Annotated in this window: 12 protein-coding genes; 5 read left to right on the top strand and 7 right to left on the bottom strand. The window is 74.4% G+C overall.

Translation table 11 applies throughout. From position 1 onward, the window contains the following. Positions 1-147: 147 nt before the first annotated feature. The 3 genes from AB0637_RS12480 to AB0637_RS12470 are packed head-to-tail and all read left to right on the top strand — an operon-like array spanning position 148 to position 3,006. Positions 148-888 carry a sugar phosphate isomerase/epimerase gene (locus AB0637_RS12480; RefSeq protein ID WP_366172557.1) on the top strand — a complete coding sequence of 247 codons (741 nt, stop codon included), beginning with the start codon at positions 148-150 and terminating at the stop codon, positions 886-888. Then, entirely contained in the window at positions 885-1,982 is a 1,098-nt protein-coding gene (locus tag AB0637_RS12475) for a Gfo/Idh/MocA family oxidoreductase (protein ID WP_366172555.1), read from the top strand. The genes AB0637_RS12480 and AB0637_RS12475 overlap by 4 nt, the downstream gene beginning before the upstream one ends. Positions 1,983-2,022: 40 nt before the next feature. Continuing rightward, on the top strand, positions 2,023-3,006 hold the full coding sequence (locus tag AB0637_RS12470) for a LacI family DNA-binding transcriptional regulator (protein ID WP_366172553.1): 984 nt from the start codon (positions 2,023-2,025) through the stop codon (positions 3,004-3,006). A gap of 1 nt (position 3,007) precedes the next feature. Here AB0637_RS12470 and AB0637_RS12465 read toward each other — a convergent pair whose 3' ends face one another. Further along, on the bottom strand, positions 3,008-3,613 hold the full coding sequence (locus tag AB0637_RS12465) for a TetR/AcrR family transcriptional regulator (RefSeq protein WP_366172551.1): 606 nt from the start codon (positions 3,611-3,613) through the stop codon (positions 3,008-3,010). Positions 3,614-3,635: 22 nt separating this feature from the next. On the opposite strand from AB0637_RS12465, the gene AB0637_RS12460 reads away from it, so the two are divergent. Next, positions 3,636-4,430 (top strand): NAD(P)-dependent oxidoreductase, encoded by a 795-nt coding sequence (locus AB0637_RS12460; protein WP_366172549.1) that lies wholly within the window; start codon positions 3,636-3,638, stop codon positions 4,428-4,430. A 157-nt stretch (positions 4,431-4,587) separates the two neighbouring features. Here AB0637_RS12460 and AB0637_RS12455 read toward each other — a convergent pair whose 3' ends face one another. Together AB0637_RS12455 and AB0637_RS12450 are read right to left on the bottom strand one after the other, a co-directional pair. Continuing rightward, entirely contained in the window at positions 4,588-5,205 is a 618-nt protein-coding gene (locus tag AB0637_RS12455; protein ID WP_366172547.1) for a LysE family translocator, read from the bottom strand. After that, on the bottom strand, positions 5,202-5,918 hold the full coding sequence (locus tag AB0637_RS12450) for an HNH endonuclease family protein (protein WP_366172545.1): 717 nt from the start codon (positions 5,916-5,918) through the stop codon (positions 5,202-5,204). The genes AB0637_RS12455 and AB0637_RS12450 overlap by 4 nt, the downstream gene beginning before the upstream one ends. A 129-nt stretch (positions 5,919-6,047) precedes the next feature. On the opposite strand from AB0637_RS12450, the gene AB0637_RS12445 reads away from it, so the two are divergent. Beyond that, the gene (locus AB0637_RS12445; RefSeq protein ID WP_366172543.1) at positions 6,048-8,636 is read left to right on the top strand and encodes a SpoIIE family protein phosphatase; all 2,589 of its coding nucleotides are present in this window, start codon (positions 6,048-6,050) and stop codon (positions 8,634-8,636) included. A 10-nt stretch (positions 8,637-8,646) separates the two neighbouring features. Here the strand turns inward: AB0637_RS12445 and AB0637_RS12440 are convergent, their stop codons facing one another. From AB0637_RS12440 to AB0637_RS12425, 4 genes are read right to left on the bottom strand one after another with little or no spacing between them, the layout of a single operon-like run. Further along, positions 8,647-9,270 carry a TetR/AcrR family transcriptional regulator C-terminal domain-containing protein gene (locus AB0637_RS12440; RefSeq protein WP_366172541.1) on the bottom strand — a complete coding sequence of 208 codons (624 nt, stop codon included), beginning with the start codon at positions 9,268-9,270 and terminating at the stop codon, positions 8,647-8,649. 16 nt (positions 9,271-9,286) lie between these two features. Then, positions 9,287-10,312 (bottom strand): agmatine deiminase family protein, encoded by a 1,026-nt coding sequence (locus AB0637_RS12435; protein ID WP_366172539.1) that lies wholly within the window; start codon positions 10,310-10,312, stop codon positions 9,287-9,289. Positions 10,313-10,342: 30 nt separating this feature from the next. Beyond that, the gene (locus AB0637_RS12430) at positions 10,343-11,977 is read right to left on the bottom strand and encodes an amidohydrolase (protein ID WP_366172537.1); all 1,635 of its coding nucleotides are present in this window, start codon (positions 11,975-11,977) and stop codon (positions 10,343-10,345) included. Next, positions 11,974-13,428: an APC family permease gene (locus tag AB0637_RS12425; protein ID WP_366172535.1), complete on the bottom strand. Its 1,455-nt coding sequence runs from the start codon at positions 13,426-13,428 to the stop codon at positions 11,974-11,976. Before AB0637_RS12425 ends, AB0637_RS12430 begins: the two co-directional genes overlap by 4 nt. Positions 13,429-13,585 lie beyond the last annotated feature (157 nt).

Raw genomic sequence — 13,585 nt, 5'->3', positions numbered from 1 at the left:
AGCGCGCCCGGTCACCGGGACCCGGGCAACCTAGCGCGGAACACCACCGGGAGCCCACCCGGCGAATACCTTCCACTGGAAGGTTCCGGTGTAGCATCGCCCTCGGCCGCAAACCGGCCCCCGTCCACGGAACGAAGGAGTCTCGAGGTGTCCCGGAAACCCTCCGTGCAGCTGTACTCGGTGCGCGAGGCCGTGCAGCAGGACCTGTCCGCCGCGGTGGCGCGACTGGCCGAGATCGGTCTGACCCAGGTGGAGCCCTACGCGTTCCACGCGCGCACCGCCGAGTACAAGGACGCCTTCGCCGCCGCGGGCGTCACCGCCCCCTCCGGCCACGCGCCGGTCATCGACGCCGAGAACCCGCGCGAGGTCTTCGAGGCGGCGAACACCCTCGGCATCACGACGGTCATCGACCCGTTCGTGCCCTCCGAGCGCTGGCAGACGGCCGACGACGTGCGCCGCCTCGCCGAGCGCGTCAACGAGCTCAGCGCGCTCGCCCACGAGTACGTCCTCGACTTCGGTTACCACAACCACCACTGGGAGCTGCAGAACACCGTCGAGGGTCGCTCCGTCCTCGAACTCTTCGTCGAGCAGCTCGAACCGGCCGTCGTCCTCGAGGTCGACACGTTCTGGTCCACCGTCGGCGGCGCCGACACCCCCGCCCTCCTGCGCTCCCTGGGCGACCGGGTCAAGTTCCTGCACGTCAAGGACGGCGCCCGCAGCACCGACACGAGCCTGCAGCAGCCCGCGGGTCAGGGCGAGATCGGCGTCCCCGCGGTCCTCGCCGCGGCGCCGGACGCGCTGCGCGTCATCGAGTTCGACGCCTACTCCGGCGATGTCTTCGAGGGCATCGCCGCCTCCCTCGCGTGGCTGCAGGAGAACGACGCGTGAGCCGCGTCGGGGTCGGCGTCATCGGCGCCGGGAACATCTCCACGCAGTACCTCGAGAACCTCACGAAGTTCGCCGACGTCGAGGTCCGGTTCGTCGCCGACATCGCCCTCGACCGGGCTGCGGCGCAGGCCGAGGCGTTCGGCGTCCAGGCGTCGGGGACCGTCGAGGAACTCCTCGCCCGCGACGACGTCGAGATCGTCGTCAACCTCACGATCCCCGCGGTGCACGCCGAGGTCGGTCGCCAGGTGCTCGCCGCCGGCAAGCACGTCTGGAGCGAGAAGCCCCTCGCCCTCGACGCCGAGTCCGGCCGGGCGCTGCTCGCCGACGCCGAACGGCTCGGCCTGCGCGTGGCCTGCGCCCCCGACACCGTCCTCGGCGCCGGGATCCAGAGCGCGCTGCGCGCCATCGCCCGCGGTGACATCGGTCAGCCCCTCACGGCGACGACGATGTTCCACGTCCCGGGCCCGGAGGCGTGGCACCCGAACCCGGACTTCCTCTTCGCCCACGGCGCCGGACCCCTGTTCGACATGGGCCCGTACTACGTGACGACCCTCGTCCACGCCTTCGGCTCCGCGAGCCGCGTCCAGGCCGTCGCCTCGCGGTCGGTGGCGACGCGGACCATCGCCTCGGGTCCCCGGGCGGGGGAGACCTTCCCCGTCGAGGTGCCGACGCACCACGCCGCGCTCATCGAGTTCGACGGCGGGCAGTCCGCCCAGTCGACGTTCTCGTTCCAGCACGCCCTGCCGCGCAACGGGTTCGTGGAGATCAACGGGACCGAGGGCACCATCGTCCTGCCGGACCCGAACACGTTCGAGGGTGACTCGACGCTGTGGCGCTTCGGCCAGGACGAGCCCACGACCCTGCCTGCGGTCGGGTCGACGTTCGGACGGGGTTCCGGTGTCCTGGACCTGGCCCGCGCGATCCGCACGGGCGGGACCGAACGCGCCTCCGGTGCGGTGGCCGCGCACGTCCTCGACGTCCTCCTCGCGGTGCGGGACGCGGCCGCGAGCGGTGCGGCCGTCGAGATCGCGTCCACGGTCGCCCCCGTGACCCCGCTGCCGCAGGACTGGGACCCCAGCGCCGCGACGCTCTGAGCACCACCCCCGACGCGGTGGGGGCCAGTACGCTCCCGGGGTGAGCAGGAACGTCACCCGCGCCGACGTCGCCCGCTACGCGGGGGTCAGTTCGGCGGTCGTGAGCTACGTCGTCAACGACGGCCCGCGCCCGGTCGCCCCGGCGACCGCGGCGCGGGTGCGGGACGCCATCGAGGTCCTCGGGTACCGCCCGAACACGACCGCCCAGGCGTTGCGGCGCGGGTCGTCCCGGCTCCTCGGCCACGTCGTCCCCGACCTCGGGAACCCGCTGTGGGCCGCGTTCGCGCTCGCCGTCGACGAGGTCGCCGCCGCCCGCGGCTACGACGTCCTGCTCGTCAGCACGGACGGTGAGGTCGAGGCCGAGCACCGGCGGATCGAGGCGCTCAGCGCGCGCGGCGTGGACGCGATCGTCGTCACGAGCGTCATGGCGCGTCCGGACCTCGTCGCCCGCTCCGGCCTCGGCGTCCCGCTCGTGCAGCTCAACACGTTCTTCGAGGTGCCGGGGTTCCCGAGCCTCGGTGTCGACGCGTTCGAGGGGGCCCGCGCCGGGACGGCCCACCTCCTCGGCCACGACCGCGGTCCCGTGGGTCTCGTCATCGGCGGGGAGGCCGGCGAACTGCGTGAACAGGGGTGGCGGGCCGCCGCCCGGGACGCCGGACAGGTCCCGGGTCCCATCGCGCGCGGGGAGTTCTCCCGCCGCGGCGGGTACGACGCCGGAACCCGGCTGTTCGCGCCTCCGGACCACCCCCGCGCGGTGTTCGTGAGTTCGGACCTGCAGGCCGTGGGGGTGCTGCGGGCGCTGCACGAGCGGGGTCTGCGCGTCCCCGACGACGTCGCCGTCGTGAGCTTCGACGGGACCGAGGAGACGGAGTTCACCCTGCCGCCGCTGACGACCGTCCGTCAGCCCGTGGCCGAGATGGCCCGCGCAGCGGTGGCCCGCGCCCTCGACCCCGCCCCCGACGGCGCGCACGAACGCCAGGTGCTGCCGGCCGAGCTCGTCGTCCGCCGCAGCTGCGGCTGCTGAGTCACTCCGGGGCGGACCGGCTGGGCAGCAGCCGTTCCAGCAGTTCCAGGGACCGGCGCACGTCGACCCCGTCGGGGTCGAGCAACCACTGCACCTGCAACCCGTCCGAGGCCGCGATGACGAGCGCGGCCGCGTCGACCGGGTCGAGGTCGGCGTCGATCCGCCCCTCGCGCTGCCCCGCGGCCACGGCCTCGGCGAGTTCGGCCCGGACGCGGGCGAAGCGCGCCTGCACGAACTCCCGGGTCAGCGCGTGCCGCTCCTGCAACGCGTCCGCCGTCAGCGTCGCGTAGAGCTGCACGAGGCCGGGGACGACGCGGTTGCGGTCGGCCGAGCGCGCCATCTGCGCGACCGGACCCCCGGCCGCGGGGTCCTCCGGGGAGGAGTGGCGACGTTCGTGCTCGCGGTAGGCCTCGACGAGGAGTTCGTCCCGCGAGCTGAAGTAGTGCCGCAGCGCGGCGTGGGAAACCCCGATCCCGTCGGCGACCGAGCGCAGGGAGGCCCCGTCCACGCCGCGTTCGGCGAACAGGTCGATGGCGTGGTCGAGGATCTGCTGCCGCCGCGCGATCCCCTTGCGGTACGCGCCGGGTCGCCCGGTTCCCTCAGCCACCCGGCCATGCTAAGACCAGACCGTGGACGAACGACCTCTCCTGCTCCTCACCGGTGCCTCCGGCGGCCTGGGCCGCGAACTCGTCCCCCGGCTGCGGGCCGGGGGTTTCCGCGTCCGGGCGCTCGACCTGAGCGCCGACGGGGTGGACGCCGACGAGGTCGTCACCGGTTCCGTCACCGACGTCGACGTCGTGGACGCGGCCCTGGCGGGGGTGGACGCCGTCGTGCACCTGGCGGGGATGAGCAAGGAGCGCGCCTGGCCGGACGTGCTGCACGCCAACGTCCACGGCACCTGGGTCCTGCTCGACGCGTGCGTCCGGGCCGGGGTCGGCAAGGTCGCGTTCGCCTCCAGCAACCACGCCGTGGGCCTCACGACCCGTCCCGAGGGTCCGCCGCTGGCGGCCGACACCCCCTTCCGGCCCGACAGCTACTACGGCTGGAGCAAGACGGCGGGGGAGTCGCTGTGCCGGTTGTTCGTCGACCGGGCCGGGCTCGACGTCGTCGTCCTGCGCATCGGCTCCTGCTTCCCGCACCCCGGCGGGGTGCGCGGGTTGTCGACGTGGATGTCCTACGACGACTGCGCGCGGCTCGTCACCGCCGCCGTTGACCCGGCCGTCACGGGATGGCACTGCGTCTGGGGGGTTTCGGCCAACACCCGTCGCTGGTGGTCCCTGGCCGAGGGCGAGGCCATCGGGTACCACCCGCAGGACGACTCCGAGCGGTTCGCCGCCGAGGTCTTCGCCAGCGAGGTCCCGCAGGACGACGACGACCTCGTCGGCGGCGACTTCCACCGCACCCCGCTGGGGGAACCGAACTAGTGGTCTGACCGGGAAGTTCGTGCCCCCCTTCGCGCCCTGAGCACGCACCTCGCTGCGTTGCGGTCGCTCGAGGTGACGCTGCCAGCCCATCGCTCCCACGCCTTGCGATGCACGCACTCAGGACGCGCCTGTGGCCACGGACTTCCCGGTCAGACCACTAGCGCGCTCCCGCGATCGTCCCGACGCCGAAGGCCGTCAGCACGGCCGCGCTCACCCGGTCCAGCGTCCGCGTCACCCGCGGGCGGCGGATCCAGTCGACCGCGCGCGAGGCGACCTGCGACAGGACCGTGAGGTAGGCCAGCGCCACCGCCGCCTCGAGCGCGCCGAGCAGCAGCGTCCCCCGGGCGCCCGCCCCGGCCGGGACGAACTGCGGCACGACGGCGAGGAAGAACAACCCCACCTTGGGGTTCAGGACGCACGAGACGAGCCCCGCGCGGAACGCCGCGGGCAGCCGGGGAGCGGCCGCGAGGCGGGGGACGTCGCCGCCCGTGCGCCGGTGCGCGAGGAACGTCCGGACGCCGAGGAAGACGAGGTAGGCGCCGCCGGCGACCTTGAGCACCTGGTAGGCCTGCGCGGACCGTTCCAGCAGGGCCGCGAGCCCGACCGCGACCGCGCTCGCCCACACGAGGGCCCCCAGCGCCGACCCCAGCGCCGTCAGGACGCCCGCCCGGGCGCCGTGCAGGCTGTGCCGCAGGACGAGGAACGTGTTCGGACCCGGTGTCAGCTCCAGCAGCAGGCACAGGGCGCAGAACGCGAGCACGGCGTCGAGGGTCACCGCTGGAGCGTAGGCGCGGGGGACGGCTGGCCGGGGCACGTCGAGAGCACCCGGGCGACGGCCTCCTCCTCGGCCGGCGTCACCCACAACCCGTGCACGGCCTTCACGGCGACCTGGCGGGCCACGTACGCGCAGCGGTAGGCGGCGTCCGGGGGCAGCCACGTCGCGGCGTCCCCGTCGCCCTTGGCCGCGTTGAGGGACCCGTCGACGGCGAGCAGTTCCAGCGGGTCGTTCGCGAAGGCCTTGCGCTGCTGCGCGTCCCACCGGGCGGCACCCGTCTGCCAGGCGTTGGACAACGCCACCACGTGGTCGATCTGCACCTCCTCGCTCGTGGCCGGACCGCGGACGAAGTCGATGCGCGTCCCGCTGTAGGGGTCCAGGAGCTCCCCGCTGGCCACCACGCAGCCGTGCGTGCCCGGGCGGACCGCCACGTCCTGCAGGTCGCGGGCCAGGACGTCGTCACGGGTGCTGCAGCCGTTGCGGTCGGTGTCGACCCAGCCGTCCCCGAACTGCGCCCGGGCGTACCCCGTGCGCGGTGCGCGGCCCTTCACCTCCAGCGTCGCGAGCTGCGCCAGGGCCGTCTGACCCGGAGCGGCCGGTGCCGCGTCCGGTGCGGCCCCGGGTGCGCACCCGACGAGGGCGAGGCAGGACCCCGCCGCCAGGAGCCCGGCCCGGGCCCGTCGGAACCGGGTTCTGCGGACGTTCGCGATCACCCGAGGATGCTGCCCCACCTGCGGTTGCGGGGGTCGGGACCGGCCCGGCGTGTCACACTCGGAGACGCTGGAGAAGCCGGCGACCGCTCCACCCGTCCAACCGTCCGGTCGTCCGAGGAGCCCAACGCCATGGACCGCCCGCCACCGGTCGCCGCCGCTGCGGCCGCGTTCGCCGGCGACACCGACCGCGTGCAGTCCGCCCGCCGCCTCGTGACCGCCAGCAACAACCCCGCCCTCGACCGCCTCGCCCAGCTCGCCGCCCGGCTGCTCGGTGCCCCCGCGGCCCAGGTCTCGCTGCTGTCCGACGTCCAGACCATCTCCGCGGCCGTCGGGCCCGCCAGCGACGCGGCGGGGGAGGTCACACCGCTCGCGGACTCGCTGTTTGCCGTGACGGCCACGTCCGAGGCGCCTCTCGTCGTCTCCGACGCCCGCGTCGACGACCGCGTGAGCGGGTTGCCGCCCGTCACCAGCGGCGCCGTCCGCGCCTACCTCGGCGTGCCCCTGCGGGGCCAGGACGGCCACATCGTGGGGGCGCTGTGCGTCTTCGGACCCGACGTGCGCGACTGGGCCGGCTCGGACGTCTCGCTGCTCACCGCCCTGGCCGCCTCGGCCGTCACCGAGCTGGAGCTCTCGGCCCTGTCGGTCGACCTCGAGGCCGTGCGGGTGCGGTGGCAGCTCGCCGTCAGCGCGGGCGGCGTGGGCACCTTCGACTGGGACCTCGGCACCGGCAGCCTGGTGTGGGACGAGAACCTGCTGGCGATGTTCGGCTACGCCGCCGACGACTTCGGCCGCACCATCGAGGCCTTCAACGACCGCGTCCACCCGGACGACCGCGCCCGGGTGGGCCGCGCGCTGCAGGAGTCGATCGACACGGTCGGGCCCTACGAGGCCGAGTACCGCGTCGTGCGCCCCGACGGGAGCACGCGCTGGGTCCGCGCCCGCGGGCAGACCCTCGCGGACGAGAACGGACGCGCGGCCCGCGTGCTGGGGGCGGCCTACGACACGACGGCGGTCCGCGACGAGGACGCGCGCATCGCCCGGGTCCTGGAGTCGATGGCGTCGGCCTTCTACTCCCTGGACCGCGAGTTCCGCTTCACGTACGTCAACGGCGAGGCCGAGCGGTTGCTCGGTCGTTCGCGGGCGGACCTGCTGGGCGGCAACGTGTGGGAGCTGTTCCCCGAGGCCGTCGGGTCGGAGTTCGACCGGCGCTTCCGCGAGGTGGCGCGCACGGGTGCCGCCGTCACGTTCGAGGCGTACTACCCGGCCCCCCTCGACGCCTGGTTCGAGGTGCGGGCGTGGGCGGACCCGGACGGGGTGTCCGTCTCCTTCCTCGACGTCACCGAACGGCTGCGGGCGCAGCGGGCGCTCGAGGCCGCCCACGCGGCGACCGCCGCGGCCGCCGAACGGCTGCGCCTCATCGTCCGCGTCAGCGAGGACCTCTCCTCGACGCTGGACGTGGAGGAGGCCTACGCGCGGCTGGCGCAGCACCTCGTGCCGGCGCTGGGGGACTGGTGCCTCGTCACGCTCGTCGACGACGACGGTGGTCTGCGCGACCTCGGCTGCCAGCACACCGACCCGGCGCGCCGGTCTCTCGTCCAGGAGTACCGGGCGGCCCGGCTGCAGGCGCTGTCGTCGAACTCCTACCTGTTCCGGGTCTGGCGCACGGGCCAGCCGACGGGACTGGCCTCGGGGGCGACCGAGGCGATCGCCGCGCAGTTGACGACGACGGGCCCGGCGCGGGACCTGCTGCGGCGCCTGGCTCCGGAGGCGTTCGAGTGCCTGCCGGTGCGCGCCCGTGGCCGCACCGTCGGGCTCATCAGCCTGTTCCACGACCGGGCCTCCGACCGGCTCTCCTCCGAGGACCTGCTGCTCGCGACGGAGGTGGGGGACCGGGCCGGCCTGGCCCTCGACAACGCGCGGCTGTACTCCCAGCAGCACCGCGTCGCGGAGGGGTTGCAGCGCAGCATCCTCACCCCGCCCGTCCAGCCGGACCACGTGCAGGTCGCGGTGCGGTACCGGCCGGCGGCCCGGGCCGCGCGCGTCGGCGGTGACTGGTACGACGCGTTCCTCACCCCCGACGGCGCGACCGTCCTCGTCATCGGGGACGTCATGGGGCACGACATCGACGCCGCCGCGGCCATGAGCCAGGTCCGGTCCCTGCTGCGCGGCATCGCCTACAGCACGGGGGAGTCGCCCGCCCGGGTGCTGTCCGGTCTGGACGCGGCCATGCAGGGCCTCGACGTCGGGACGACCGCGACCGCCGTGGTGGCGCGCCTGGAGGCGTCGGGGGAGCGCACCCACGTCCGCTGGTCGAGCGCCGGTCACCTCGACCCGCTCGTCGTCACCCCCGACGGGGCGGTCCACAGCCTGGACTCGGGGTCGGCCGAACTCCTCCTGGGCATCGACCCGGCGGCCACCCGCAGCGACCACGTCGCGGTCCTGGAACGCGGCTGCACGGTCCTGGCCTACACGGACGGCCTCATCGAACGGCGGGACACGTCCCTGGAGGAGCGTCTCGCCCTGTTGCGGTCGGTGGTGGCCGACCTGGCGGCCGAACCGCTCGAGGACCTCCTCGACGGGGTGCTGGCGCGGCTGGTTCCGGGCGAGCACGAGGACGACGTGGCCATGCTCGCGTTCCGCCTGCACTCGCACGACCGTCCCCGGCCGCCGGAGGCCGGGCCGGAGCGGCTGCCGCGGGGACTGCCGCCCGTCCGCTGACGGGTCGTCCTCAGCCCTGGTCGTCCCGCAGGCGTTCCAGGCCGGTGAGCAGGCTCTCCAGGCCCAGGTGGAACGCCCGCTCCGAGCGGTCACCGGGTTGCGCCTTCGTGGCCCGGATCGCCCGGGACAGCGGCGAGTCGGCGCGTCCGGAGTCCGCCCAGACCTCCACGGGGGCACTGGCGTCGAGGGCCGACCCGAGGACGAAGTTGTCCAGGACGGTCACGGCGTGCAGGAGTTCCTCGTCGTCGAAACCGGCGTCGTGCAGGACCTGCGCGAGCATCTCGTAGCTGGCGAGCGTCGAGGGGTGCGAGACGGTCTGCGCCGTCATCAGCGGGACCGCGGCGGGGTGGGCGACGAACGCCTCCCGGTAGCGTCGCGCCCAGCGGCGCGTGAAGTCCTGCCAGCCCTCACCCGCGAGGACCACGGTCGGCATCGAGTCCTCGGTGAGCAGGCCCCGCAGCCCCTCGACGAGTTCCTCCCGTCCGCCCTTGAAGTGGTGGTACAGCGAGGAGGTGCCGACGTCGAGGCGGCGGGCGAGCTTGGGCAACCCCAGTTCCCCCGTCGTGTCGAGCAGGTCCAGTGCGGCGCGCAGGATCTGCTCGCGGGACAGGAGCGGGGTGCTGGGGCGGGCCATGGGGATCTCCGGTGGTTCAGGCGGGTTGCTGCTGGGTGATGCAGTGGATGCCGCCGCCGAAGGCGAACACGTCGCGCGCGTCGACCGCGACGACGGTCCGGCCGGGGTAGGCCTGCTCCAGGACGGCGCGGGCGGCGGCGTCGCGCGGGTCGTCGAACGCGCAGGCGACGACGACGGAGTTCGCGACGTAGTGGTTGACGTAGGAGTGGTCGACGAGTTCGCCGTCGACCTCCGCCGTCTCCGGGGCGAGCAGTTCGAGCACCTCGAGGCGTTCGCCCCGCGCGTCGGTCGCCGACCGCAGCAGGTCCAGGACCTCGTTGCTCACCTCGTGGTCGGGGTGCCCGGGGTCGGGCTGGGTGTGCACGACGACGCGTCCGGAACTGGTGAAGGCGGCGACGATGTCGACGTGGCCGCGGGTCCCGAACTCGCCGTAGTCGGCGGTCAGGCCGCGCGGCAACCAGATCGCCGTCGTCGTGCCGAGTTGCCGGTGCACCTCCGCCTCGACGCGTTCGCGGGTCCAGCCGGGGTTGCGGAACGGGTCGAGCTGCACGGTGTCGGTGAGCAGCACCGTGCCGTGCCCGTCGACGTGGAACGCCCCGCCCTCCTGGGTGAGGTCCGACGCGCTGACGGCGGTGCCCGTGAGCTCGGCCACGGCGCGGGCCGCGCGGGCGTCGTGCTCCCAGCGGGCCCAGGCCTGGGCGCCCCAGCCGTTGAAGCGCCAGTCCACCGCGACGGGCGAACCGCCCTCGGTGGCGAACGTGGGGCCGGAGTCGCGCAGCCACGCGTCGTCGAGGGGGACCTCGGCGAGGTCGACGTGCGCGTCGAGCAGGTCCCGGGCGGCCGCGCGGTCCCCGGGGTTCACCAGGACGGTCACGGGTTCGTGCGCCGCGACGGCGTTCGCCACGGCGCCCCACGCGCGGCGGGCGCGGGCGAGGTCGGGTCCGCCCGCCTCCCCGAACGTGGGGTTCGGGGTCGGGAACGCCATCCAGGTGCGCTGGTGCGGCGCCCACTCGGCGGGCATGGCGCGCGTCGGGTTCGTCATGGGTGGGACCTCCGGTCGGGCACAGGTCGGTCAGGAACGGTGGACGACGGCACCGTCGACCACGGTGAGGTGGACGGGGGACTGGGCGAACTCGTCGGGATCGGCGCTCAGCGGGTCCAGGCCGAAGGCGACGAGGTCGGCCCGAGCGCCCGCCCGCACCGTACCGGCCCGGTCGCCCAGCCCGGCGGCGTGGGCGGCGTGCGTCGTGTACCCCTCCAGGGCCATGAGCGCGGTGAGGGCCTGCCCGGGCAGGACCGGTTCCTCCTCCCGCCGGCCGGCGGTGCGGCGCAACCGGGCGTCGGCCATGGTCGCGCGGGGGTCGAACGGGGCGATCGGCCAGTCCGAGCCGAGGGCGAGCCGGGCGCCGGCGTCCCGCAGGTCGCGGGTGCGGAAGGCGCGGTCGGCCCGCACCTCGCCGAGGCGCTGGGACCAGTTGTCGCTGTGGTCGGCCCGGGTGAAGTGCGTGCAGTGCGTCGGTTGCATGCTCGCCGTCACGTCGAGCCGGGCGAACTCCGCGACGAGGTCGTCGGGGAGGGTCTCGATGTGCTCGACCCGGTGCGGGACACGGGGGCGCTCGTCGAGCCCCGCCACGGACGCCAGGACGTGCCGGATGCCGGCGTCGCCGATCGCGTGGGTGACGGTCGGCACGCCGTGCGCGGCGAGGAACCGCAGGGCCTCGGTGTACCGGGCGGGTTCGGGCCAGAACGGCGCCGTGGACTCCCCGTGCGCGTCGGCCTCCGCGAGCCAGGCCGTCCCGCCGTCGATCGTCCCGTCGATCATGAACTTCGCGCCGTCGACCGACCAGCGGCGTCCGGCGCTGCGCTGCAGGTCCACCACGTGCTCGAGGTGGTCGTGGCCGTGGTGCGGCATGACGAACGGCGCGAACCGCAGGCGGATCGGCAACCCGGCCTCCTCGTCCGCGACGGCGACCACGAGGTCGGCGGAGCCGCCCTCGAAGTCCATCGCGTTCGCACCGACCAGACCCGTCGCCGCCATCGACTGCAGCAGGTCGCGGAAGCGGCGCCGCCGGTCGGCGGGAGCCTCGGGCGGCAGCAGGTCCCCGACGAGGTCCATGGCCTCGAGTTCCAGGAGGTGGCCCGTCGGGCGGCCTCCCGCGTCGTCGTGCGCGACGACGACGCGGGCGCCGGAGCGGAACTCCCGGGGCCCGGTGATCCCGGCGCGCTCCAGGGCGCGGGGGGAGACGAGCGCGGAGTGGGCGTCGAAGAGGGTGATGTGCACGAGCGCGTCGGGGCCCAGGGCGGTGACGAGGGGTTCGTGGGTGATGGGCGCGCCCTCGAAGGCGTTGGGGTCCAGGCCCCAGCCGCGAACCCACTCACCCCCGCGCACGTCCCCGACGCCCGCGCGCAGCGCCTCGACGAGTTCTCCGCGGGTGCGCACGCCGGTGAGGTCGACGCCCGCGGTGAGCACGAGCCCCATGACGGGGTGGACGTGGCCGTCGACGAGGCCCGGGGTGACGGTGGCGCCGCCGAGGTCGACCACCTCGGTGTCCTTCCCGCGCCAGCCGGCGACGTCGGCGCGGTCGCCGACGGCGGTGATCGTGCCGTCGGTGACCGCGACGGCCTGGGCGTGCGGACGGGCGGGGTCCAGCGTGTGGACGGTGTCGGCGACGACGATCAGCCGTGGGTCCGGGGTGTGGTGGGTCACGACTCTCCTCCGATGCGGACGTACAGGTCGGGTCGGCGCGCGCGCAGCAGCTGCGCGAGCACGATCCCGAGCAGCAGGGCCCCCGGGACGATGGCCACGAGGACCACGTTGGTGCCGGTCGAGGCTCCCGTCAGCAGCGCGACGTAGCGGACCAGGAGACCCGTGGCCACGGCGAGCAGGACGGAGGCGAGGACCGAGACCCACTTCACGAGGCCGCTGACGTCGGGACGACGACGCAGGTAGGCGACGACGGCGATGCTCGTGAGGGTCTGCAGGAGCATGACGCCGATCGCGCCGGGGGTGTTCACCCAGATGACGAGCTGGCGGTAGGGGTCGGCGTGCAGCAGCGCGGCGCCGACCACGACGACGGCCGCCAGCACGCTCTGCGCGGCACCGGCGCGCGCGGGCGAGGCGTAGCGCGGGTGGGCGTGCGCGAGCGGCGCGGGCATCAGCCCGTCGCGGGCCAGGGTGAAGGAGTAGCGGTTGATCGCGTTGTGGAAGGCGAGCTGTGCGGCCAGGACGCTCGTGAGCACGAGCACGGCCATGACGTCGGTGGCCCAGGTCCCGACGTAGCGGTCCATCACCGCGCTGAAGAGCGCGACGGGGTTCGCGCCCGCGGCGGCGCGGGCGTCGGCGTCGCCCAGGGCCTGGACGACGGCCCACACGACGAGGCCGTAGAACAGGCCGAGGAAGGCGACGGCGCCGAAGGTGGCGCGGGGGATCGAGCGTTCGGGGGTGCGCGCCTCGCGCCGGTAGAGCGCGGTCGACTCGAACCCGGCGAAGGCCGCGAAGCAGAACCCGAGGATGCCGACGAGGCCGGGGTCGGTGAGCGCGGCGGGGCTGAACGTCGTCAGGTGCAGGCCGTTCGCACCGCCGTGGACGACGACCCCCACGACGAGGACCGCCAGGACGAGCGTCTCGGCCGTGAGCAGGACCCCGAGCAGCTTCGCGCCGACGTCGATGCCGCGCCGGCCGAGCGCCCACACGGCGACGACGGCGACGACGGCGTACAGCCACCACGGCAGGGTCAGTCCGGTGAGGCGGGCGACGGTGGCCTGGAACTGCAGGCCGAGCAGGCCGTACACGCCGATCTGCAGGGCGTTGTACGACATGATCGCGACGAGTCCTGCTGCGGCGCCGACACTCCGGCCCAGGCCGAGCGTGATGTAGGAGTAGAAGGCCCCGGCGCCGCCGGTGACGCGGGTCATCGTCGTGAAACCCACGGCGAAGACCGCCAGGACGACCATGGCGGCGAGGTAGCCCGCGGGGGCGCCGATCCCGCCGATGGCGATGGCCAGGGGGGCGATGCCCGTCATGACCGTGAGGGGGGCGGCGGCCGCGACCACCATGGCGGTGATCCCGGTGGCGCCGAGGGACCCCTTGAGCTGGTCGTCGGAGCGTGCCGGGGGAGCGGGTGGTGCGGTCGTTCCAGCCTTGATCACAGGGTCCATCACGAGGTCCTCCTGGGTGAGGTGCTCCGTTGCACGACCGGAGCCTAACCGAAACCGTGTCGGTTATGGTGCGGTTCGTGGATGTCGAATCCGTTCCGCCCGTGTTTCCGTCGTGTGACGTCTTCCGCGGCCTGCGCCGCGGGCTACTCTCCGCGCC

Origin of the sequence: Kineococcus sp. NPDC059986 (assembly GCF_040702905.1) — a bacterium.
Lineage (GTDB): Bacteria > Actinomycetota > Actinomycetes > Actinomycetales > Kineococcaceae > Kineococcus.
This window is presented reverse-complemented; position numbering and strand designations above follow the sequence as displayed.

What these genes read in the sequence shown, in the direction of transcription:
- AB0637_RS12445 (WP_366172543.1), top strand. Translation starts at nt 6,048, where the DNA reads ATGGACCGCCCGCCACCGGTCGCCGCCGCTGCGGCCGCGTTCGCCGGC.
- AB0637_RS12440 (WP_366172541.1), bottom strand. Translation starts at nt 9,270, where the DNA reads ATGGCCCGCCCCAGCACCCCGCTCCTGTCCCGCGAGCAGATCCTGCGC.
- AB0637_RS12435 (WP_366172539.1), bottom strand. Translation starts at nt 10,312, where the DNA reads ATGACGAACCCGACGCGCGCCATGCCCGCCGAGTGGGCGCCGCACCAG.
- AB0637_RS12425 (WP_366172535.1), bottom strand. Translation starts at nt 13,428, where the DNA reads ATGGACCCTGTGATCAAGGCTGGAACGACCGCACCACCCGCTCCCCCG.